Raw genomic sequence first — 21,174 nt, 5'->3', positions numbered from 1 at the left:
AGGGGCGTGGCGCGTCCCAGCTCACGGCGTGTGCCGAGGTCCCGTCCGGTGGCGTAACGTCGCCGAAATGCGACCTCCGGGGCGGCGGCCGGGCCATGGCCGAACGCCTGATCGCCACATGGGATCCTGGTGCGTCATGTTTCCGCCGGGCGGACGGTGTGCGTACGGCGACACGGGGAGGACGTCCGCTGCTGTGGTGGGCGGGTTGGCGATACGGGTGGACGTGCGGCGATACAAGGGTGCATCGATGAGACTCTGCTTCCTGGTGGAGGAGCAGTACCGCCACGACGGCATGCCGCAGGACGTGATCGGTCAACTCCGTGCGTGGGGACACCGGGTGGATGTGCTCTGGCCGGGCCGTTCGCTGATCCGGATGTCCGAGTTGTCCGGCGCGGTGGCGGAGGGCGACCATGACGCCTGGGTCCTCAAGACCGTCTCCGGCGGGCCCGGTCTGACGCTTCTGGAGGCCGCCGCGACCACCGGACTGACCACCGTGAACGACGTACGCGCCATACGGGGCGTACGGGACAAGGCGCTCGCCGCGGTGATCGCGCGGACCAGCGGGCTGCCGGTGCCGATGACGTACGCGGCGGTCCGGGCCGAGGAGTTCGCCGAGGTGCCCGAGGCGGAGTTCCCGCTGGTGGTGAAGCCCGCGGACGGCAGTTCGGGGCGCGCGGTGCGGCTGGTGGAACGGCCCGAGGAGCTGGCCGCCGGGGCCGTGGCGGCGGCCGGCGGCACCGGCGACGGCATGCTGATCGCCCAGCCCTACGTCCCCAACTCCGGTACCGACCTGAAGGTCTACTGCGTCGCCGGCGACCTCTACGCGACCGAGCGCTGCTCCCCGCTGCACCCGGGGCGGGCCGTGACGGAACGGCAGGTGCCGCTGCCGGCCGAGGTCGCCCGGATCGCCGCAGAGATCGGCGAGGTCTTCGGCCTCGATCTGTACGGGGTCGACGTGCTGCTGGGGCCGGACGGGCCGGTGGTGGTCGACATCAACGACTTCCCGAGCTTCCGGCAGGTGCCGGACGCGGTCGCCCGGGTCTCCGCGGCGGTGCTGCGGCTGGCCCGGCGCGGCACCGACCGCGATCCGGTGCCGGCGCTGCCGTTCATCGGCCACCAGCGGACCCCGCGGCCGGCGGCGGAGGCCGCCGGGGCGGTCGGAGGCGCACGATGAGGGTCGGCGTGATCAGCGCCGATCCCGGGCACCCGCTGCTGGCGGCGACGGCGGCGGTGCTGCGCGGGGACGGCCACCACGTCGCCTTCGTCGGCCCGGACGGCGTGCCCCTCGCCGGGGGAGCGGAGCCGGGCGGGGGCGCCGCGCCCGGGGCGCTCGCCGACGTCTATCTGCTCAAGGCGCGGACGCCGCAAGCCCTCGCGCTCGCCGGCCGGCTGGAGGGCCGGGGCGCGCCGGTCGTCAACTCCGTCGCGGCGACGGCCCGTTGCCAGGACCGGGTGGAGATGGCCGCGGTGGCCCGGGCGGCCGGACTGCCGTTCGCGGAGACGCTGCGGACGGCGACGGTCGGCGAGCTGGCGGCGGCCGGGCCGGACCTCGGCTTCCCGCTCGTCCTCAAGAGCCGCCGCAGCCGCCGGGGCGACCTCGTGGCGCGCGTCGACACCCCCGCCGACCTGGCGGAGCTGGCCGCGGCCCGGCCCGACGAGCCCGTGATCGTCCAGGAGTTCACCGCCAACAGCGGCTGGGACCACAAGCTGTGGGTCGTCGACGGGCAGCTCTTCGCCGCCCGCCGCCGCTCCGAACTGTCCCCGGGCGGGCGCGGCCCGAACCAGCCGCTGCCGCCCGCCGCCCTCCCCTTCGCCTGGATCGAGGCCGCGCTGCACATCGGTGCGGTCTTCGGCCTGGAGGTCTACGGCGTGGACGTGCTGCACGCCGGGGCCGGCGCCGCGGTGATCGTGGACGTCAACGCCTTCCCGGGCGTCCGCGGCCAGGTGGGCGCCCCGGAGGCGCTGGCGGCGCTGGCGCTCCGCCGGGCCGAGAGCGGTCCTGTATAGCCCACGCGACCCACCCGTCACACCCCTTCATCGCCAACTCAACCCGAAAGAGTGCCAGTTCAGCGTGGGTGTGACGCGATGAGCCTACGGAGGCGGACCCCGGGGTAGAGCTGCGCCGTCAATGGGGGTGCCTCGGCGCGCCCTCCTTCCGTACGCACCGTCCGTGCGGAGGGGCATCGGTATCGGGAGAGGCCACCAGCGGTGACGCAGTCACAGTCGCAGCCCACGTCGTCCACGTCGCAGCCGTTCACCTTGCCGCACTTCTACCTGCCGCATCCGGCCCGGCTGAACCCGCACCTGGAGGCCGCGCGGGCACACTCCAGGAAGTGGGCCCGGGAGATGAACATGCTGGAAGGTTCCGGCATCTGGGACGAGCGGGATCTCGACGCCCACGACTACGCGTTGCTGTGCGCCTACACCCACCCGGAGTGCTCCCAGGAGGCGCTCGACCTCGTCACCGACTGGTACGTCTGGGTCTTCTTCTTCGACGACCACTTCCTGGAGAAGTTCAAGCGCACCCTGGACCGGGAGGGCGGGAAGGCGTACCTCGACCGGCTGCCGGCGTTCATGCCGATGGATCTGGACGCGCCCGTGCCGGAGCCGACCAACCCGGTCGAGGCGGGGCTGGCGGACCTGTGGCGGCGCACCGTGCCCGCGATGTCGCCGGACTGGCGCCGCCGGTTCGCCGAGAGCACCGAGCACCTGCTGAACGAGTCCCTCTGGGAACTCTCCAACATCAACATCAACCGGATCCCCAACCCCGTCGAGTACATCGAGATGCGCCGCAAGGTGGGCGGCGCCCCCTGGTCGGCGGGGCTGGTGGAGTACGCGACCGGTGCCGAGGTCCCGGCGGCGGTCGCCGGCTCCCGCCCCCTCCGGGTCCTCAAGGACACCTTCGCCGACGCCGTCCACCTGCGGAACGACCTCTTCTCGTACCAGCGCGAGACCGAGGAGGAGGGGGAGTTGAGCAACGGCGTCCTGGTGCTGGAGACGTTCCTGGACTGCACCACCCAGGAGGCCGCGGACGCGGTCAACGAGATGATCACCTCGCGGTTGCAGCAGTTCGAGGACACCGTCTTCACCGAACTGCCGACGCTCTTCGCCGAAAAGGGCCTGGACCCGGCCGGCCGCGCCGCCGTCCTCGCGTACGCCAAGGGACTCCAGGACTGGCAGTCCGGCGGCCACGAGTGGCACATGCGCTCCAGCCGCTACATGAACGGCGGCGGGGCGGGCGCGCCCGGCAGCGCCGCGGCCCCCTGGTCGCCGCTGGTCTTCGGCGGGCTGGGCACCGAGGGGCTGGGCGCGCCGGCCGCCGGGGCGTCGGGCCCGGGCGCCTCGGCCGCCGACCTGGCGACGGCCCTGGCCGCGGCCGGCGCCCAGCGGCTCCGCCGCCGCTCCCACGCCCCGTACGAGAAGGTCGGCCCGGCGCAACTCCCCGACTTCTGCATGCCGTTCACCACCGCCCGCAGCCCCCACCTGGAGGCGGCCCGGCGCAACGTCGTCGCCTGGGCGCACCGGATGGGAATGCTCCAGCCGCAGCCCGGCGTGCCGCTGTCCGACGTCTGGGACGAGGACGCCCTGGTCCGCTTCGACTTCGCGCTGTGCGCGGCCGGTCTGCACCCCGACGCCACCCTCGACGAGCTCGACCTCGGCACCCAGTGGCTGACCTGGGGCACCTACGCCGACGACTACTACCCCGCGGTCTTCGGCCGGACCGGCGACGTCGCCGGCGCCATGGCCACCACCCGGCGGCTGTCCGCCCTGATGCCGGTCGACGCCGCCGACCGGGCCCCGGAACCGACCAACGCCCTCGAACGCGGCCTCGCCGACCTCTGGGCCCGCACGGCCGGGCCGATGGCCCCGGACGCGCGCCGCGACTTCAAGGCCACCGTCGACGCGATGACCGCCAGCTGGCTCTGGGAGCTGGACAACATGGTGCTGCACCGCATCCCGGACCCGGTCGACTACATCGAGATGCGCCGCGCCACCTTCGGCTCCGACCTCACCATGAGCCTGAGCCGGCTCGGCCACGGCCGCCGGGTGCCGCCGGAGATCCACCGCAGCGGCCCGATGCGGTCGCTGGAGAACGCCGCCGCCGACTACGCCTGCCTGCTCAACGACGTCTTCTCGTACCAGAAGGAGATCGAGTACGAGGGCGAGGTCCACAACGGCATCCTCGTCGTGCAGAACTTCTTCGACTGCGACCACCCCACCGCGCTGGCCATCGTCCACGACCTGATGACCTCCCGCATGCGCGAGTTCCAGCACGTCGCGCAGAACCAACTCCCCATCCTCTACGACGACTTCGACCTCTCCGCCGAGGCCCGCGCCACCCTCGACGGCTATGTCGGGGAACTGGAGAACTGGCTCGCCGGCATCCTCACCTGGCACCGCGAGTGCGGCCGCTACCGCCCCGAACACCTCCGCCACCGGCCCGGTACCCCCGGCTGGACGCCGGGGCCGACGGGCCTGGGGACGTCGTCGGCGCGCCTGACGGAGGTGCTGGGGGCGGCCCGCTAGGAGAAGGGGGTCGGGGCGGGGCCCGGCGGTCAGGTGGCGCGCCGGGTCCCTCCGCGTCCGTGACGCCGTCGAGGTGGACGTGCGGGCGGGCGGGGTGGTGACGGAGCGCGGGCGGGGGGCCGCGCAGGGTGACTGATCCCGGGGAGGGCCGACCCGCGGCGAATGATCCCATATGTCGCATTGCTTCTAAAATGGGCATGATGCGGGCGCCTTCGACACCGCCGAGGACGCCGGTGGACCGCGGCGGCAGCCACGCCGCGGCGGCGGCAGCGCCCGGGACGGAACCGGCTGCGACGGACTGGCGATGCGATGACCTCGGAGAATGACCGGCCGGACAGGTCGGGCGGCGGGGTGGGCGAGGGGCCGGGCCGGGCCTGTGACATCGCCACCGCGGCCGCGGCCGAGCTGGACGGCCGCGGCGTGGTGGTCTCCTGGACGCGGGCGGCGGAACGGCTGCTGGGTTACCCGGCGACGGAGGTCCTGGGGCGCAGTGCGGTGACGCTGCTGGCCGTACCGGGGGACGCGGCGCGGGTCGCCGCGGTGGCCCACTGGGCGGGGGACGGGTGGAGCGGGTCGGTGGCGGCCCGGCACCGGGACGGGCACGCGATCCAGCTCGCGGTGGAGGTGTCGCCGGTGATCACCGCGGCGACCGGCGGGACGGCCGCGCCCGAGCGGTGGTCGGTGATCGCGCTGGAGGAGTGGCGGGTGCCCGGCGGCGGGGTGAACCAGCTGATGCTGGAACCGTTTCTGGCCCACGCCCCGGTCGGCATGGCCGTCCTGGACACCGACCTGCGCTACGTCTGGGTGAACGCGGTGCTGGAGCGCCTGGTCCCGCTGGAGCAGCGGCTGGGGCGCACGGTCGCCCAGGTGCTGCCGCGGGACGAGGCCGACGCCTTCGAGGAGCGGATGGGGCAGGTGCTGAAGACCGGGAAGCCGGTCATGGACTACGAGTTCCGCACCCGCAACTACGCCGACCCCAACCAGGAGCGGGCCTACTCGGCGTCGTTCTTCCGGCTCGCCGGCCCCAAGGGGCGGGGCGTGGGCATCTGGTACATGGTCATCGACGTCACCGAGCGCTGGCGGGCCCAGGAAGGGCTGGCGCTGCTGAACGACGCCAGCGCCCGGATCGGCAGCACCCTCGACGTGACGCGGACCGCGCAGGAGCTGGCCGACGTGGCGGTGCCGCCGCTGGCCGACTTCGTGGCGGTCGATCTGCTGGACTCCGTGCTGCGCGGCGAGGAGCCGGAGCCCGGACCGGTGGACAGCACCCCGACGATGCGGCGGACCGGGCAGCGGTCGGTCCGCGAGGGGTGCCCGGAGGCCGCGCTGGCGGTCGGCGAGGCGGTCCGGCGGCAGCCGTGGTCGGCGATTGCGCGGTGCCTGCTCACCGGGGAGTCGGTGGTGGAGTCGTTGCCGAACGCCGACAGCACCTGGGTGGCCGAGGACCCGCGGCGGGCCGACGTGGTGCGGGAATACGGGTTCCGGTCGGTGATGGTGGCGCCGGTCCGGGCCCGCGGCATCACGCTCGGCGCGGCGACCTTCGTCCGCTCCCGCCGGCAGGGGCTCTTCGACGCGGACGACGTGCGGCTGGCCGAGGAGTTGGTCGCCCGCGCCGCGGTCTGCCTCGACAACGCGCGGCGCTTCACCCGCGAGCGCACCGCGGCCCGGTTGATGCAGCGCAATCTGCTGCCGCACGCGCTGGCCGGCGGGGTGGCTCTGGACGTGGCGTCCTGGTACTTCCCGGCGGACGTCCCGAGCGGGGTGGGCGGCGACTGGTTCGACGTGATCCCGCTGTCGGGGGCGCGGGTGGCGCTGGTGGTCGGGGACGTCGTCGGGCACGGCATCGACGCCGCGGCCACCATGGGCCGGCTGCGGACCGCGGTCCGGACCCTGGCCAACCTGGACCTGCCGCCGGACGAACTCCTCGCCCGCCTCGACGACTTGGTGATCGGCCTGATGGAGAACCGCCGGGACGACGGCGCGGCCGCCGACGACGGCACGGCCGCCACCGCGCTGGGATTCATGGGTGCCACCTGTCTGTACGCGGTGTACGACCCGGTCAGCCGGTCCTGCACGATGGCCCGCGCCAGCCATCTGCCGCCCGCGGTCCTCGCCCCCGACGGCGCCGTGGAGTTCCCCGACCTGCCCGCCGGACCGCCGCTCGGCCTGGGCGCGCTGCCCTTCGAATCGGTCGAACTGGAGCTGGCCGAGGGCAGCTTGCTGGCGCTCTACACCAACGGACTGCTGCAGACCTACGACCGGGACATCGGGGTGGGCATGACTCGGCTCGGTCGCGCCCTCGCGGAGCCCGGCACGACGCTCGACGAGATCGGCGGGAACGTCGTGTCGGCACTGCTGACCGGCCCGCCGTCCGACGACGCCGCGCTGCTGCTGGCCCGCACGCACGCCCTGGACGCCAGCCAGGTCGCCTCCTGGGACCTGTCCGCCGACCCGGCGGTGGTCGCCGGCGCCCGCAATCTCGCCGGGCGGCAGCTGGCGGCGTGGGGGCTGGAGCCGCTGCGCTTCACCACCGAACTGGTCGTCAGCGAACTGGTCACCAACGCCATCCGGCACGGCAGCGGCCCGATCACCCTGCGCCTGATCCGCCAGGACGCCGCGCTGATCTGCGAGGTCTTCGACACCGGCAGCACCGCCCCGCACCTGCGGCACGCCCGGACCACGGACGAGGGCGGCCGCGGGCTGCTGATCGTCGCCCAGCTCACCCGCCGCTGGGGCACCCGCTACACGACCAACGGAAAGATCATCTGGGCGGAGCAGGGGCAGGGGGAACCGCGGCGGGAGTCCTCGGGGGAGGCGCCGGGGGAGACGCCGGGGGAGCCGGCGCCGCCCGTCCCCGCCCCGCACGGCGCGAGGTGACGTATCGTCAGCAGCCGTGCGGCAGCCGCCGCTCTCGCCGCCGCCACTGCCCAGGCGCCGTCAACATCCCGCCGCCGTCGCGCAGTTCACGCCCCCCTCCGGGCGAACGAACGGGCGGTGGCGCCGCACGACGTACCGCGACGTACCGCGACACACCTCGGCGCACCTCGAAGTACCTCGGGGGTGCAGCTCGATGTACCCCCGATCCGGGGGCGCTCCCCCTCGTCCCCGGCCCGCGCGCCGGGCATCGTGGAGACGGGTCGAGCGCACAGGGTCACCGTCGCTGACGCGGCGTCCGCGACGCGCCCGCGCGCCTCGTGCCCCTCGGATCAATCGCGCCCGGAAGGACACCGTCACCGATGAACGCCCTGAAAGCCGCGCTCTGGTGCGTACTGGCCCTCGCCGCCGTCGTCAACGCCTTCACCGGCCTCGCCTTCGACGGCGCTCAGCAGGTCGTGCTGAGCGTCGGCACCGGCACGGTCGTCATCGCCTCGGCCGTGGTCCTGTTCCTGATGCGCGAAAGGCGGCGCCCCTGACGCGGTTTCGGCCCATCAGGTAGACCGTGAGCGACCGCCCTCCCACCCACAGTGACTTGTGTTGTATGTCTGAATTTTCACATAAAACCCTTGTTGGTGATGGGTGACCGACGTAGTGTCGGAGGTGTCGCGGACAGAACGTTCCTCCGGAACGCACCGCACGGGACGCCCCGGCGGGAACGCGCCGAATCGCCGTACAGAGCACGGTCCGGCTGAAGGCCGCGGCGAAAGTCCTCATTCTCAGGAGGCGAAGATGACCTTCTCGGCATTCTTCCCCCGCAATCGGATCAACGGCGGCGGCGGAGGCGGCGGACACGGAGGCTGGGGCCGCGGATATGGACGCGGCGGCTTCTACGGACGCGGCTTCTACGGACGCGGCTTCTATGGGCGCGGCGGCTACGGCTACGGATTCCGCGGCGGACGCGGCGGACGTGGCTTCGGCTTCTTCCGGTGAGATCCGACCCGTTGCCGTGCCGGTGACGCGGAACACGACAACGGACGATCACTGACATGTGATTCGGGCCAACGGACCCGACGCACAGCCCGAGGCGGGCTCGCACGTGCGACGCGAGCCGGCCTCGTGGGCTGCCGGACCCCGTGATCGACGGCCCGCACCACACGTGGCGACCATGCATCCCCGTAAGGCAGAACTGCCCTACCCCGTACCGGAGTCCACCGGCCCGGAGCCGGCACCGGACCCGTCGCGGCAGCGTGAACCGGCACCGGCCCAGGACCGCTCGCCGACACCGCAGCGGCCACCGTCACCGGCGCAGGGACAGGAGCGGCCGCAGGCCCCCGCTCCCGCCGGCATCCGCGGTCAACTCCCCACCGAAGCGCCCATCCTGACCCGCCATGTCGGCGCCGTCGAGGCGTTCCACCGCTTCTGGCCGCTGACCAAGGGCGACCGCCGCTGGATGCTGCTGGTGGGAGTGTGCGCCATCGTCGCCGCGCTCGCCGAGACCGTCACGATCCTCCTCTTCGCGCAACTCACCGACCAGGCCCTCGCGCAGGGCTCGGTCAGCGCCTTCTGGGAACCCGCCGGCACCTGGCTCACGGTCGCGCTCCTCGGCGCGGTGGTGGGCTACCTCGGCAGCTCCCTCGCCGCCTGGACCGCGGAACGCTTCCTGCTGCGCCTACGGGCCCGGGTCTTCACCCACCTCCAGACGCTGCCGCCGCACTTCTTCCAACGCAACCGCCGCGGCGACCTGGTGGAACGACTGACCGGTGACGTCGACGCCATCGAACACCTCGTGGTCAGCGGCCTGGTGAGCGCCTGCACGGCCGTCTTCAGCACGCTCTTCTACGGCGCCGCCGCGCTCTGGCTGCGCTGGGAACTGGCGCTGGCCACCTTCGTCGCCGCGCCGATCTTCCTCGCCGCCACCCGCCGCTTCACCAGCCGACTGCGCGAGGTCTCCCGCCGCCTGCGGGCGGCCGACGGCGCCCTCACCTCCGTCGTCGAGGAGACGCTGGTCAACGTCGTCCTCACCCAGGCGTACAACCGGCAGCGCGACGAGGAGACCCGGCTGAGCCGGGAGGCCCTGCGCTGGCTCCGCGCCTCGGTCGCCAGCGCCCGCCTCAACGCCCTCTACGAGCAGCTCATCGAGGTCCTGGAGACCCTCTGCGTGCTGGCCATCATCGGCCTCGGCGCCTGGGAGATCTCGGCCGGCCGGATGACCCTCGGCCAACTCCTCGCCTTCGCCGCCTTCATCGGCTACCTCTACCCGCCGATCCGCTCCCTGGGCCAACTCGGCCTGACCGCCACCGCCGCCACCGCGGCCGCCGACCGGCTGCTGGAGATCCTCGACGCCCGCCCGGCCGTCACCGACCCGCCACCCGAGCGCACCACGCCCTTCCCGCACCGTGCCCGCGGCGAACTCGCCGTCCGGGACGTCACCTTCCGCTACCCGAACGCCGCCCCCGGTCACCACGCCCTCGCCGCGCTCTCCTTCACCGCGCGGCCGGGCGCGTTCCTGGTCGTCACCGGCCCCAGCGGCGCCGGGAAGTCCACCCTCGCCGCGCTCCTGCTGCGCTTCTACGACCCGGACGAGGGCACCATCCGGCTCGACGGCATCGAGGTCGACCGGCTCTCCCTGGCCGACCTCCGCCGCAACATCACCCTGCTCCCCCAGGAGACCCTCGTCCTGCACGACACCATCGAGCGCAACATCGCCTGCGGCCGGGACCACCCCGTCCCGACCCACGAGGAAGTCGTCCAGGCCGCCCGGGCCGCCGACGCCCACGCCTTCATCACCGCCCTCCCGCACGGCTACGACACGGTCATCGCGCCCGCCACCGCCGCCCTCTCCGGCGGCCAGCTGCAACGCATCGCCATCGCCCGCGCCATGCTCCGCGACGCCCCGGTCCTCATCCTCGACGAGCCCACCACCGGCCTGGACACCCTCGCCGCCCAGCGCATCCTCGGCCCCCTCCACCGCCTCGCCGCCGGCCGCACCACCCTCGTCATCAGCCACGACCTCGACCTCGCCACCGGCGCCGACCTCGTTCTCGTCTTCGACGAGGGCCACCTCACCGAATCCGGCACCCACCCCGACCTCCTCGCCCGCGGCGGCCTGTACACGGAACTCTTCGAAAGCGGCCGCGGCTGAACGGGGCGGCGCCCCGTGCCCCGTCGCGCTACTCCCCGCCGACCGTGAGGCCGACGTTCTGGGCGAGTCGGGTGGCGGCGCGTGCGAAGAAGGCGTCGCGGGCCTCGATGACGCGGTTGAACTGGCCGAAGACCTCGAAGCTCACCAGGCCGAAGAGTTCGGCCCAGGCGGCGGCGATCTCCGCCAGGACGGGGGCGGGCAGGCGTACGCCGAGGGTCCTGCGCAGCTCCTCGGCGTCGTCCAGCACCTCTTGCGGAAGCGACGGGGCGGCCGGCGCGGGGGAGACGTCGGCCGGGTACGCGTCCTCGACCACGCCGATCAGGGCGAGGCCGACGCGGGCGGCGGACGCGGTGGTGGCCTGGGGCGCGGCGTAGCCGGGGACGGGTGAGCCGTAGATGAGCGCGTACTCGTGCGGGTGCTCCAACGCCCAGGCACGGACGGCGCGGCAGACCGCGGTCCACCGGGCGACGGGTGCGGCGCCGGTCTCGGCGAGGGCGTGCTCGGCCGCCTCGCCCACCGCGTCGTAGGCGTCGATGATCAGCGCCGTGAGCAGGTCGTCGCGGCTGGGGAAGTACCGGTACAGCGCGGAGGAGACCATCCCGAGCTCGCGGGCGACGGCGCGGAGCGACAGCTTGGCGGCGCCCTCGGTGGCGAGCTGCCGGCGGGCCGCGTCCTTGATGGCGGCGGTGACTTCCCTGCGTGCGCGTTCCCGCGCTCCCTGGATGACGCTCATGGGGCCAGTCTGCCATCGGGGCGAGCAGCGACCAATATCGAGAGCACTGCTCTTGCTTTGCGGAGCCATGCCGTGCACACTGCTCTACAGAGAGAGCACCGCTCACACTTTTACTTCTCCGGGAGGATCCCCATGAGCGCAGGCGTCGAGCAGCACGTCATCAAGCCGGGCTGGTTCACCCGCAACGTGTTCAACCGGCTCGTCGCCGCGCTCACCCGGCGCGGCATCAGCGTGCTCGGCTCCCAGGAGCTCGCGGTGCGCGGCCGCAAGAGCGGGGAGTGGCGGTGCACCCCGGTGAACCCGCTCACCGTGGACGGTCGGCAGTACCTCGTCGCGCCGCGCGGCCATGTGCAGTGGACCCACAACATGCGCGCCGCAGGCGGCGGCGAACTCCGCATCGGGAAGACGGCGCGGCCGTTCACCGCCACCGAGGTCCCGGACGCCGAGAAGCCCGAGCTGCTGCGCGCCTACCTCAAGCGCTGGAAGGCCGAGGTCGGCGTCTTCTTCGGCGGCGTCGGCCCGGACTCCTCCGACGAGGTGCTGCTGGGCATCGCGCCCAAGCACCCCGTCTTCCGCATCACGCCCGGCTCCTGACCGGCCGGGCATGCCCCTGGTCTCTTCGCGCCCCGCGTGGCACCCTGCCCGGCGCACCGTCGGCGCCTTTGACACGGCTCCGCGCCGCGGTGCGCCCGAGCCCGAGTGGGCCCAACGGACAAGGAGGCGGCCATGAGTGCATCCGATGGTGAGAAGTCGCAACTCGCGTCGCTCGATGCGGAGGCGCCGTCCCGCGGCGGGGTGACGACCTCCGAGGAAGCCTTGCGGGACCTGAGGAGGCGGCACCTCGCCAGGGGGCGGAGTGCGATCGACCGCGCGAGGGCCCTGTGCCGTTTCGCCGGCATCGGGGAGCGGGACGCACGCCCGGTGCCGACGGATCCCGCCTCGAAGGCGGCCACGGCCGTCCGGCTGTCGGCCCAGGCGCTCGCGCGGGTCGCCGAGGCGCCCCTCGACCCGGCGGCCGACGCCCGTTGCGCGCGGAACGCGGCCGCGGCCGCGACGGTCGTCGCCACGGCCGCCCGGGCCCGCGCGGCGGCCGGCGAGCTCCCGGACGCCGCGCACGCCGCCGCCGTGCGGGCTTCCCTGGCCAGCGGGCAGGCGGCGGGCCAGGGGGGCCTGGGCCGGGACGAGGCGCTGAACCGTGCGGCGGACGAGGCGGAGGCGGCGGCGGTGGCCGCGGCCAAGGCGGCGGGGTGGTGGGTCTAGGGCGCTTCTGATGGATCTCCGTGGAAGAAGGAGCGGCGCCTGGTGCGTGCGATCGCAAGGCGCCGGGATGTCTTCATAGCGGAGCTATGGGGGCATTTCGGCAACGCCGCGAGCGTGCGTGGCAGGCGCCGCGACGCCGCGGAGATCCATCAGAAGCGCCCTAGGGGCTGCCCTGGGAGAGGGGGGCCGGGGCGGGCGGAGCCCCCACCCGCCGCCGTCGCGGGCGGAGTTGCCCCGCCCTGGCCGCCGTCACAGGAACAGCCCCCAGGCGGCGTCCAGTGACCAGCTCTGCCAGCACAGTGCGCAGAAGCCGACGGCGGAGATCAGCGCCATCATGAGGTTCTGGCCCTGCTCCGCCCAGTCGTGGATCATCAGCACGAGGTAGATCAGGTTGAGCAGCAGCCCCGCGACCAGGGCGATCGGCGTCAGCAGCCCGACGATCAGCCCGAGCCCGAGCGCGAGTTCCGCGTAGGCGACGACGTAGGCCATCAGTCGCGGGCGGGGCCGCACAATGCGGTCGAAACCGGTGCGGACCACGGGCCAGCGGTGTTTGGCGGCGATGCCCGCCGCCCAGGTGATGCCGCCGCCGGTGAACCAGGTCTTCTTGTCCTTGTGGCGCCAGCTCTCCAGCCACCACAGGCCGAGGCCGATGCGTAGCACCGCGAACCACTCGGCACCGGTGAGCCAGGTCGTCTGCATGCGAACCGCTCCTCTCGACCCCGCACGGGATCTGATGGGGCGTCAGTTCAGCGGACGGTGCGCGAACGCGCAAGGGGTCGAGTTTCCGGCCCTCCCTTGTGGTTGCAAGGGGGAACTCCTAACCTCCGAACTGATGGGTCGTCAGATTTCGGGCCGGCGTGACTCACCGGCACGGCAGTTGGGGGTAGAGCGTGACCAGCGGCAACGGCGACAACGGCGGCACGGCGGAGCTTCCGAAGGTCATCAGCGTGGACGACCACGTGATCGAGCCGGCGCACCTCTTCGAGACGTGGCTCCCGCGGAAGTACCGGGACCGCGGCCCGAAACCCCTCACCGCCGGCATCGGTGAGCTGGCGTACGTCGGCGGCAAGTACCGCTTCACCACGGACCCGGAGGGCCAGATCACCGACTGGTGGGAGTACGAGGGGCAGCTGTTCCCGTACAAGCGCATCATCGCGGCCGTGGGCTTCTCCCGCGACGAGATGACGCTCGACGGCATCACGCGCGACCAGATGCGGCGCGGCTGCTGGGACCCCAAGGCCCGGCTGGCGGACATGGACGTCAACCACGTCGAGGCGTCGCTCTGCTTCCCGACCTTCCCGCGGTTCTGCGGCCAGACCTTCGCCGAGGCGGAGGACAAGGAGGTCGGGCTGGCCTGCGTCCGCGCCTACAACGACTGGATGGTGGAGGAGTGGTGCGGCGACAGCGGCGGCCGGCTGATCCCGCTGTGCCTGATCCCCCTGTGGGACATCGACCTCGCCGTCGCCGAGATCAAGCGCAACGCCGCGCGCGGCGTCCGGGCGGTCACCTTCAGCGAGATCCCCACCTACCTGGGTCTGCCGTCCATCCACTCCGGCTACTGGGACCCGTTCTTCGCGGCCTGCGAGGAGACCGGGACGGTGGTGAACATGCACATCGGGTCGTCGTCGCAGATGCCGGCGGCCTCCCCGGACGCGCCGCCGGCCGTGCAGGCGTCGCTGAGCTTCAACAACGCGATGGCCTCGATGATGGACTTCCTGTTCAGCGGTGTGCTGGTGAAGTTCCCCCGGCTGAAACTCGCCTACAGCGAGGGCCAGATGGGCTGGATCCCGTACGCCCTGGAACGGGCCGACGACGTCTGGGAGGAGCACCGGGCGTGGGGCGGGGTGAAGGACCTGATCCCGGAGCCGCCCTCGGTGTACTACTACCGGCAGGTCTTCTGCTGCTTCTTCCGTGACAAGCACGGCATCGAGGCGATCGAAACGGTCGGGGTCGACAACGCGACCTTCGAGACCGACTACCCGCACGTCGACTCCACCTGGCCGCACACCAGGGACGTCGCCGCCGACCACGTGGGCCACCTCCCGAAGGACGTGGCCTACAAGCTGCTCCGCGGCAACGCGATCCGCATGCTGGACCTGCCGTTCGACCGCGAGCGGGCGGCCGCCCGACCGTGAGCGGCCGACCGGGGCCGACCGGGCCGTGCGCGCCGGTCGGCCGCCGCCGGTCAGTCGCCGGCCGGGTACCGCCACGGGAAACGGGCCAGTTCACGGGCCCGGGCCGCCACGACGGCCATCCGGGCCGCCCGCTCGGCCGCCTCGACGTGCGACGCCTGACTGGTCACCTGCCCGGGCCACTTCCGGTAGAGGAGCCCCACCTCCGAGGAGAACCAGCCGCGACTGGTGGCGTTCAGCGCCAGCAGCAGCCCGGTGTCCTCGGAGGCCGGGAGGGCCATCCAACCGCCCAGGGCGAGCAGCAGATCGCGGCGGACACACAGGGACGCCGGGTGGACCTGCGCGCGGAAATCATGCGCCGTCCAGAAGTCGAGGACGGCGCCGCGCTCGATCGGCCCGGCCTCCGGATCCCCCTCGAAACCGACGGTGGAGCCGTCCGGCAACAGATCCAGGACGCGCGAGGTCGCCCAGCCGAGGTCGCGGTCGCCCTCCAGGGCGGCCAGGTCACGGGCGAGCGTGCCGGGCGTCAACTGGTCGTCGGCGTCCAGGACTTTGACGTAGTCGCCGTCCGCCCGGGAGAGGGCGATGGTGCGCGCCACCCCCGGCCCCCCGGGCCGCCCCTGCCGGAACGTCACCCGCGGATCGTCCGGCACGTGCGGAGCGACCGCATCGCTCTTGCCGTCCTCCTGGACGACCCAGCGCCACTCCCACCCCCGGGGCAACTCCTGCCGGCACAGCGAGGCGTAGGCGTCCGGCAGGAACCGCGCGGACGGGGCATGGACGGCCGTGACGACGATGATGCGCCGGGGCACGGCTCACCACCTTTCCAGGGAAGTAGTGAACAGCAGTTCCGTGCGATCGCCGGGCAGCACGAGATCGGCGACGTCCACGACGCGGCCGAGCACGTCGTACGAGACCTTCCGGAGCACCAGCACGGACGTGCCGGGCGGCACCTCCAGCTCCGCGGCCTCCTCGGGCGTCGGCGGACGGGCGGTGACCCGCTCCTCGACGCGGTCCAGCTCGATCCCGACGGAGTACAGCTGGCTCTGCGACCCTCCGGGCCACGGCTCCTTGGACGCGTCCAGCAGATCGGGATTGCCCGCGATCATGTCGCGGACGAGGTAGGACGTCGTCAGGCCGAAGGGGGCGCTCTCGGCGGCGCACCGGGTCCGATAGCGGCGTTCGAGCAGGGTCGTGCCCTCGGGGACGCCGAAGGCCCCGGCGACATCCGCGTCCGCCGCGACCTCGCGGTACCGGGCACGGATCACCAGCTCGTCGACCTCCAGGCCGGTGTCGTGCTCGGTCGCCCCGGTCCGCGCCCGCTGCTCCGGGGAGGCGCGCACCCGGTCCTTCTCCCACTGGTGCCGGAGGTTGGAGCGCCGGGCGGGGGTGCGCCGGCACCGGACGAAGGTGCCGATGCCGTGCCGCTTCTCGATCAGGCCCTCGTCGCGCAGCGCGCGGAGCGCCTCCCGGACGGTGGGCACGCTGCGGCCGAACCGCTCCGCGAGCTTCGTCTCGGCCGGCAGCCGGTCACCGGGACGCAGGTGCCCGGCGCGGATGGCGGTGCGGAGGTCGTCCGCGATCCGCTCGTACGCCGCTGCCATCGGCACCCACCGTTCCGTCGCTCGGCGCCCGGCCCCGGGGCCCTACGGCCCGGCGGGGCGACCGGCGGTCGATCCCGTGATCAACCGGCCAGTTCCAGCGTACGACTCCTCAAGAGGTGTTGAGGTCCCGCCCGCGGCCCGCCCGCGGACCGCCCGCACCGGAGCCGGAACATGCACGAAGGGCCCCACCGCGAACGGTGGGGCCCTTCGACATCGTGCCCGGTGAAGGCACTGGCGGAGGATACGAGATTCGAACTCGTGAGGGGTTGCCCCCAACACGCTTTCCAAGCGTGCGCCCTAGGCCACTAGGCGAATCCTCCGCCGCAAACAATACAAGACGTTGGGCAGTGCTCGCGAACATGATCCGGGGGAGGGGGCGGCGAGAGGGTTCGGTGGGGGTGCGGGTCGTTTGTTGGGCGGGGGATCCGCTAGTGTGGAGCGCAGCCCCTCACGTGGCGCTATCTGACTGAACTCCCCCAGGGCCGGAAGGCAGCAAGGGTAGGTCGGCTCTGGCGGGTGCGTGAGGGGCGCTTGCGTGTGCGGACGGGGCCTCCCCTGCCCGAGCGGAGCCGGGAGCTCGGGGACCGCCGATTGTCAGTGGGGCCCGATATCGTCGTATGCGTGTCGTCCCTTGCGCTGTACCGCCGCTACCGCCCCGAGACCTTCGCCGAGGTCATCGGGCAAGAGCACGTGACCGACCCGCTGCAGCAGGCGTTGCGGAACAACCGGGTCAACCATGCGTATCTGTTCAGTGGACCGCGCGGCTGCGGCAAGACGACGAGCGCGCGGATCCTGGCGCGCTGTTTGAACTGTGAGGAAGGTCCCACCCCCACGCCCTGCGGGACGTGCCAGTCGTGCGTGGACCTCGCGCGCAACGGCCGGGGCTCGATCGATGTGATCGAGATCGACGCGGCCTCGCACGGTGGCGTCGACGACGCCCGTGAGCTGCGGGAGAAGGCGTTCTTCGGGCCGGCCAGCAGCCGGTACAAGATCTACATCATCGACGAGGCGCACATGGTGACCTCGGCGGGCTTCAACGCCCTGCTGAAGGTCGTCGAGGAGCCGCCGGAGCACCTGAAGTTCATCTTCGCCACGACCGAGCCGGAAAAGGTCATCGGGACGATCCGGTCGCGGACGCACCACTACCCGTTCCGGCTGGTGCCGCCCGGGACCCTGCGGGAGTACCTCGGGGAGGTCTGCGGACGGGAGGACATCCCGGTCGAGGACGGCGTGCTGCCGCTGGTGGTGCGGGCCGGCGCCGGTTCGGTGCGTGACTCGATGTCGGTGATGGACCAGCTGCTCGCCGGCGCCGGCGCGGACGGTGTGACATATGCCATGGCGACGTCGCTGCTCGGCTACACCGACGGGTCGTTGCTGGATTCCGTCGTCGAGGCGTTCGCGGCCGGCGACGGGGCGGCGGCCTTCGAGGTCGTCGACCGGGTCATCGAGGGCGGGAACGACCCGCGGCGGTTCGTGGCCGACCTGCTGGAGCGGCTGCGGGACCTGGTGATCCTGGCGGCGGTGCCGGACGCCGGGGAGAAGGGGCTGATCGACGCCCCGGCCGACGTCGTGGAGCGGATGACGGCCCAGGCGTCGGTGTTCGGCGCGGCCGAGCTGAGCCGCGCCGCCGACCTGGTCAACGCGGGGCTGACGGAGATGCGCGGCGCGACCTCCCCGCGGCTCCAGCTGGAGCTGATCTGCGCCCGGGTGCTGCTCCCGGCGGCGTACGACGACGAGCGGTCGGTACAGGCGCGGCTGGACCGCCTGGAGCGCGGAGCGGGCGCCGGGACGGCGGCCATGGCGCTGGGCGCCGGGCCGGGCCCGGCAGGCGGCGTCGGCGGCATCGTTCCCGGTGGGGCCGTGCTGGAGTCCGGTGGGCCCGCGATCGGGTACGCACCGGGCGCCGAGGCGCATCCGCCGATGCCGGCCGGGCCGTCCGGACCGGCGGCGGCGCGGGCCGCGGTGCGCGGGGCGACGGGCTCCCCGGCGACCACGGGCGCGGCTCCGGCGCCGGCCCCGGCACCCGACCCGGGCCCGATGGCGGACGCGGCCGGTGCCCCCGCGGCTCCGGTGGCGCCCACCGGTCCCGGTGACGCGGCCGTCGGCCCCGGTGCGTACGGCGGCACCCCGGCCGGACAGGCGGAGGCCCCTCAGGGCGGGGCGGCGCGCCCCGGTGCGTGGCCCGGTGGCACCCGTGGTGCCGGTGCGACGGGCGCCGGCCAGGGTGCCGCGGGCCAGGCGGCCGGGGGCCAGGGCGCTGCCGCGCGGCAGCCCGGCAGCTGGCCGTCGGCCGTGGCACCGGGGCAGGGCGGTCAGCCGGCGGCCGGTGGGACCGATGCGCCCGCGCCCGGTGCGCCCCCGGCCGGTCCGGAGGCACCGGCCGCGCCCGCCGGCGGTGTGCCCGCCGCGCCCGCTCAGCCGGTGTCCGGCGGGGCGGCGCAGGGTGCCGCGCAGGTGCGGCAGCTCTGGCCGCAGATCCTGGACGCGGTCAAGGGCCGGCGGCGCTTCACCTGGATCCTGCTGAGTCAGAACGCCCAGGTCTCCGGCTTCGACGGCACCACGCTGCAGATCGGGTTCCCCAACGCGGGGGCCCGGGACAGCTTCGCCAACGGCGGCAGCGAGGACGTCCTCAAGGAGGTGCTCGCCGAGCACTTCCAGCTCCAGTGGCGGGTCGAGGCGATCGTCGATCCGTCCGGTGGCGCCAATGCGCCGGCCGGTGGCGCCCGCGGCGGCGGGGGCGGCTTCGGTGGCGGGGCGAACGGCGGCTTCGGCGCCGCCGCCCCCCAACAGCCGGCGCCGCAGGCCCCGGCCGCCCGGCAGAGCGCCCCGGCCGCCCCCGAGCAGCACGGTTCGGGCGGCGCCGGCAGCGGTGGCGGCCAGGGCGCCCGGATGGCGCGCGAGGCGGTGGCCGCCAAGCCGTCCACCGGCGGCGGCCAGGGCGGCCCCGCGGCGGAGCCCGCGCACACCGCGCCGGACTCCTCGATGTCGATCGAGTACGACATGCCGGCGGAGGACGACCCGGATCTCGTCGACTCCGCGCTCAGCGGGCACGAACTGATCGTGCGGGAGCTGGGGGCGACGGTCCTGGAGGAGTTCGACAACGAGTGAGCCACGCCCCGTCCCAGGGGCGTACGGCGCACATAAGTGCTCCTCCCTGCGGTGTAGGGCGCCGGGCGCGGGAAACACGTAGGCTCGGGCTACCGCACCAATCGTTGTCGTACGGCAGGAGTCATGTCGTGATCCCCGGTGGTCAGCCCAATATGCAGCAGCTGCTCCAGCAGGCCCAGAAGATGCAACAGGATCTCGCGGCCGCCCAGCAGGAGCTGGCGGAGACGCCCGTGGAGGGTTCCGCGGGGGGTGGCCTGGTCAAGGCCACGGTGACCGGCTCCGGTGAGCTCAAGGGCCTGGTGATCGACCCCAAGGCGGTCGACACCGACTCGGCGGAGGAGACCGCCGAGACCCTCGCCGATCTCGTCCTCGCGGCGGTCCGCGACGCCAACGCGACCGCGCAGAAGCTCCAGCAGCAGAAGCTCGGCCCGCTCGCCCAGGCGCTGGGCGGCGGAGGCGGCGGCATCCCCGGCCTCCCCTTCTGAGGAGTAGCCAACTAGCGTACGCAGCACGGCAGAAGAGAGAGAAGACGTTCCGTGTATGAAGGCGTGGTCCAGGACCTGATCGACGAGTTGGGCAGGCTGCCCGGCGTCGGTCCCAAGAGCGCGCAGCGGATCGCCTTCCACATCCTTCAGGCCGAGCCGACCGATGTCCGCCGGCTCGCGAACGCGCTGATGGAGGTCAAGGCGAAGGTCCGGTTCTGCAGCGTGTGCGGCAATGTCGCGCAGGAGGAGCAGTGCCGGGTCTGCCTCGACCCGCGGCGCGATCCGGCGGTCATCTGCGTCGTGGAGGAGCCCAAGGACGTCGTGGCGATCGAGCGGACGAGGGAGTTCCGCGGCCGCTACCACGTCCTCGGCGGGGCGATCAGTCCGATCGAGGGCGTCGGCCCCGACGACCTGCGGATACGGGAACTCCTGGCCAGACTCGCGGACGGCACGGTCACCGAGCTGATCCTGGCCACCGACCCGAATCTGGAGGGCGAGGCCACGGCCACGTACCTGGCCCGGATGATCAAGCCGATGGGCCTCAAAGTGACGCGACTGGCCAGTGGGCTGCCGGTCGGAGGCGATCTGGAGTACGCGGACGAGGTCACGCTCGGGCGGGCCTTCGAAGGGAGGAGACTTCTCGATGTCTGACGCCACGCTGCACGACACGACACAGAACCCGGACGACTTCGCCGTTTCGATCTCCGACTCGATCGAGAGTTTCATCGTCGCGGTAACCGAGGTCGCCAAGGGCGACGAGCCGGACAGCGCGGTGCCTTTCCTGCTCCTGGAGATCTCCCAGCTGCTGCTCACCGGCGGCCGGCTGGGCGCCCACGAGGACATCGTTCCCGACGAGCGGTACGAACCGGACACCGGCCCGGAGCCGGACGTGGACGAGCTGCGCGAGCGGTTCGCGCGCCTGCTGGACCCGGTGGACGTGTACTCCGAGGTCTTCGACCCGTACGTGCCGCGCAGCGAGCCGGTGGCCTCCCGGATCTCCGACGACCTCGCCGACATCATCACCGACCTGCGGCACGGGCTGGCGCACTACCGGGAGGGCCGGGTCACCGAGGCCCTGTGGTGGTGGCAGTTCTCCTACCTCGCCAACTGGGGGCCGACCGCCTCGGCCGCCCTGCGGGCCCTGCAGTCGCTGGTCGCCCACGTACGCCTCGACCAGCCGCTGGACGCGCTGGACGGCCTGGACACCGACAGCGACGCCGCCGGGGACGAGGACCGGCTCGCCGAGGAGGCGGGCAAGGTCATGGCGGCCGAGATCGCCGGCCCGCTGGGGCTGCACGGGGTGTGA

The 21,174-nt window shown here is 73.2% G+C and carries 18 protein-coding genes, 1 tRNA gene and 1 other RNA gene; 15 read left to right on the top strand and 5 right to left on the bottom strand.

Translation table 11 applies throughout. The features are described from left to right. The first annotated feature begins 247 nt into the window (after window positions 1-247). The 7 genes from SNOUR_RS19030 to SNOUR_RS19005 all read left to right on the top strand — a co-directional run bounded on the left by SNOUR_RS19030 (window position 248) and on the right by SNOUR_RS19005 (window position 10,546). Window positions 248-1,174 carry an ATP-grasp domain-containing protein gene (locus SNOUR_RS19030; RefSeq protein WP_067348715.1) on the top strand — a complete coding sequence of 309 codons (927 nt, stop codon included), beginning with the start codon at window positions 248-250 and terminating at the stop codon, window positions 1,172-1,174. Next, complete coding sequence (locus SNOUR_RS19025) at window positions 1,171-2,007, top strand: ATP-grasp domain-containing protein (protein ID WP_067348713.1); 837 nt, start codon at window positions 1,171-1,173, stop codon at window positions 2,005-2,007. The genes SNOUR_RS19030 and SNOUR_RS19025 overlap by 4 nt, the downstream gene beginning before the upstream one ends. Before the next feature lie 201 nt (window positions 2,008-2,208). Continuing rightward, window positions 2,209-4,527, top strand: coding sequence for a terpene synthase family protein (locus SNOUR_RS19020; RefSeq protein WP_067348711.1), 2,319 nt, complete (start codon window positions 2,209-2,211; stop codon window positions 4,525-4,527). 309 nt (window positions 4,528-4,836) lie between these two features. Next, entirely contained in the window at window positions 4,837-7,404 is a 2,568-nt protein-coding gene (locus SNOUR_RS19015; protein WP_067348708.1) for a SpoIIE family protein phosphatase, read from the top strand. A gap of 359 nt (window positions 7,405-7,763) precedes the next feature. Next, window positions 7,764-7,940: a hypothetical protein gene (locus SNOUR_RS47175; RefSeq protein ID WP_167739055.1), complete on the top strand. Its 177-nt coding sequence runs from the start codon at window positions 7,764-7,766 to the stop codon at window positions 7,938-7,940. A 253-nt stretch (window positions 7,941-8,193) separates the two neighbouring features. Beyond that, window positions 8,194-8,394, top strand: coding sequence for a hypothetical protein (locus SNOUR_RS47485; protein ID WP_067348706.1), 201 nt, complete (start codon window positions 8,194-8,196; stop codon window positions 8,392-8,394). 175 nt (window positions 8,395-8,569) lie between these two features. Beyond that, window positions 8,570-10,546 carry an ABC transporter ATP-binding protein gene (locus SNOUR_RS19005; RefSeq protein ID WP_376738527.1) on the top strand — a complete coding sequence of 659 codons (1,977 nt, stop codon included), beginning with the start codon at window positions 8,570-8,572 and terminating at the stop codon, window positions 10,544-10,546. 28 nt (window positions 10,547-10,574) lie between these two features. Here SNOUR_RS19005 and SNOUR_RS19000 read toward each other — a convergent pair whose 3' ends face one another. Beyond that, complete coding sequence (locus SNOUR_RS19000) at window positions 10,575-11,279, bottom strand: TetR/AcrR family transcriptional regulator (protein ID WP_067348703.1); 705 nt, start codon at window positions 11,277-11,279, stop codon at window positions 10,575-10,577. Between the two features lie 132 nt (window positions 11,280-11,411). Between SNOUR_RS19000 and SNOUR_RS18995 the strand changes: the two genes are divergently transcribed. Both SNOUR_RS18995 and SNOUR_RS18990 read left to right on the top strand, forming a co-directional pair. Continuing rightward, window positions 11,412-11,873, top strand: coding sequence for a nitroreductase family deazaflavin-dependent oxidoreductase (locus tag SNOUR_RS18995; RefSeq protein ID WP_067348701.1), 462 nt, complete (start codon window positions 11,412-11,414; stop codon window positions 11,871-11,873). Between the two features lie 132 nt (window positions 11,874-12,005). After that, window positions 12,006-12,539 (top strand): hypothetical protein, encoded by a 534-nt coding sequence (locus SNOUR_RS18990; protein ID WP_067348698.1) that lies wholly within the window; start codon window positions 12,006-12,008, stop codon window positions 12,537-12,539. A 249-nt stretch (window positions 12,540-12,788) separates the two neighbouring features. Here SNOUR_RS18990 and SNOUR_RS18985 read toward each other — a convergent pair whose 3' ends face one another. Continuing rightward, window positions 12,789-13,238, bottom strand: coding sequence for a DoxX family membrane protein (locus SNOUR_RS18985; protein ID WP_067348696.1), 450 nt, complete (start codon window positions 13,236-13,238; stop codon window positions 12,789-12,791). A 191-nt stretch (window positions 13,239-13,429) separates the two neighbouring features. On the opposite strand from SNOUR_RS18985, the gene SNOUR_RS18980 reads away from it, so the two are divergent. Further along, on the top strand, window positions 13,430-14,674 hold the full coding sequence (locus tag SNOUR_RS18980; protein ID WP_067348693.1) for an amidohydrolase family protein: 1,245 nt from the start codon (window positions 13,430-13,432) through the stop codon (window positions 14,672-14,674). A gap of 50 nt (window positions 14,675-14,724) precedes the next feature. On the opposite strand, the gene SNOUR_RS18975 is transcribed toward SNOUR_RS18980, so the two are convergent. The 3 genes from SNOUR_RS18975 to SNOUR_RS18965 all read right to left on the bottom strand — a co-directional run bounded on the left by SNOUR_RS18975 (window position 14,725) and on the right by SNOUR_RS18965 (window position 16,595). After that, window positions 14,725-15,483: a glycosyltransferase family 2 protein gene (locus tag SNOUR_RS18975; RefSeq protein ID WP_067348690.1), complete on the bottom strand. Its 759-nt coding sequence runs from the start codon at window positions 15,481-15,483 to the stop codon at window positions 14,725-14,727. A 3-nt stretch (window positions 15,484-15,486) separates the two neighbouring features. Beyond that, entirely contained in the window at window positions 15,487-16,275 is a 789-nt protein-coding gene (locus tag SNOUR_RS18970) for a GntR family transcriptional regulator (RefSeq protein ID WP_067348688.1), read from the bottom strand. A 232-nt stretch (window positions 16,276-16,507) separates the two neighbouring features. Then, window positions 16,508-16,595: transfer RNA gene (locus tag SNOUR_RS18965), tRNA-Ser, on the bottom strand. Window positions 16,596-16,714: 119 nt separating this feature from the next. Between SNOUR_RS18965 and ffs the strand changes: the two genes are divergently transcribed. The 5 genes from ffs (at window position 16,715) to SNOUR_RS18940 (ending at window position 21,174) form a co-directional block, all read left to right on the top strand. Then, window positions 16,715-16,813: signal recognition particle sRNA small type (ffs, locus tag SNOUR_RS18960), an RNA gene on the top strand. Window positions 16,814-16,896: 83 nt separating this feature from the next. Next, complete coding sequence (locus tag SNOUR_RS18955; protein WP_067348686.1) at window positions 16,897-19,383, top strand: DNA polymerase III subunit gamma and tau; 2,487 nt, start codon at window positions 16,897-16,899, stop codon at window positions 19,381-19,383. A gap of 128 nt (window positions 19,384-19,511) precedes the next feature. Continuing rightward, entirely contained in the window at window positions 19,512-19,868 is a 357-nt protein-coding gene (locus SNOUR_RS18950; protein ID WP_079142766.1) for a YbaB/EbfC family nucleoid-associated protein, read from the top strand. A gap of 51 nt (window positions 19,869-19,919) precedes the next feature. Next, window positions 19,920-20,519, top strand: a complete 600-nt coding sequence (gene recR / locus SNOUR_RS18945) for a recombination mediator RecR (RefSeq protein WP_067348681.1) — start codon at window positions 19,920-19,922, stop codon at window positions 20,517-20,519. Beyond that, window positions 20,512-21,174 (top strand): DUF5063 domain-containing protein, encoded by a 663-nt coding sequence (locus SNOUR_RS18940; RefSeq protein WP_039634322.1) that lies wholly within the window; start codon window positions 20,512-20,514, stop codon window positions 21,172-21,174. The genes recR and SNOUR_RS18940 overlap by 8 nt, the downstream gene beginning before the upstream one ends.

The organism is Streptomyces noursei ATCC 11455 (genome assembly GCF_001704275.1).
Taxonomy (GTDB): domain Bacteria; phylum Actinomycetota; class Actinomycetes; order Streptomycetales; family Streptomycetaceae; genus Streptomyces; species Streptomyces noursei.
Note: the sequence above shows the minus strand (reverse complement) of the source record. Positions and strands in the feature narration are given on the sequence as shown.

Bases quoted from the DNA above. Each gene is read 5' to 3' on its own strand.
- SNOUR_RS19030 (WP_067348715.1), top strand. From the start codon at position 248: ATGAGACTCTGCTTCCTGGTGGAGGAGCAGTACCGCCACGACGGCATG.
- SNOUR_RS19025 (WP_067348713.1), top strand. From the start codon at position 1,171: ATGAGGGTCGGCGTGATCAGCGCCGATCCCGGGCACCCGCTGCTGGCG.
- SNOUR_RS19015 (WP_067348708.1), top strand. From the start codon at position 4,837: ATGACCTCGGAGAATGACCGGCCGGACAGGTCGGGCGGCGGGGTGGGC.
- SNOUR_RS47175 (WP_167739055.1), top strand. From the start codon at position 7,764: ATGAACGCCCTGAAAGCCGCGCTCTGGTGCGTACTGGCCCTCGCCGCC.
- SNOUR_RS47485 (WP_067348706.1), top strand. From the start codon at position 8,194: ATGACCTTCTCGGCATTCTTCCCCCGCAATCGGATCAACGGCGGCGGC.
- SNOUR_RS19005 (WP_376738527.1), top strand. From the start codon at position 8,570: ATGCATCCCCGTAAGGCAGAACTGCCCTACCCCGTACCGGAGTCCACC.
- SNOUR_RS19000 (WP_067348703.1), bottom strand. From the start codon at position 11,279: ATGAGCGTCATCCAGGGAGCGCGGGAACGCGCACGCAGGGAAGTCACC.
- SNOUR_RS18995 (WP_067348701.1), top strand. From the start codon at position 11,412: ATGAGCGCAGGCGTCGAGCAGCACGTCATCAAGCCGGGCTGGTTCACC.
- SNOUR_RS18990 (WP_067348698.1), top strand. From the start codon at position 12,006: ATGAGTGCATCCGATGGTGAGAAGTCGCAACTCGCGTCGCTCGATGCG.
- SNOUR_RS18985 (WP_067348696.1), bottom strand. From the start codon at position 13,238: ATGCAGACGACCTGGCTCACCGGTGCCGAGTGGTTCGCGGTGCTACGC.
- SNOUR_RS18970 (WP_067348688.1), bottom strand. From the start codon at position 16,275: ATGGCAGCGGCGTACGAGCGGATCGCGGACGACCTCCGCACCGCCATC.
- SNOUR_RS18940 (WP_039634322.1), top strand. From the start codon at position 20,512: ATGTCTGACGCCACGCTGCACGACACGACACAGAACCCGGACGACTTC.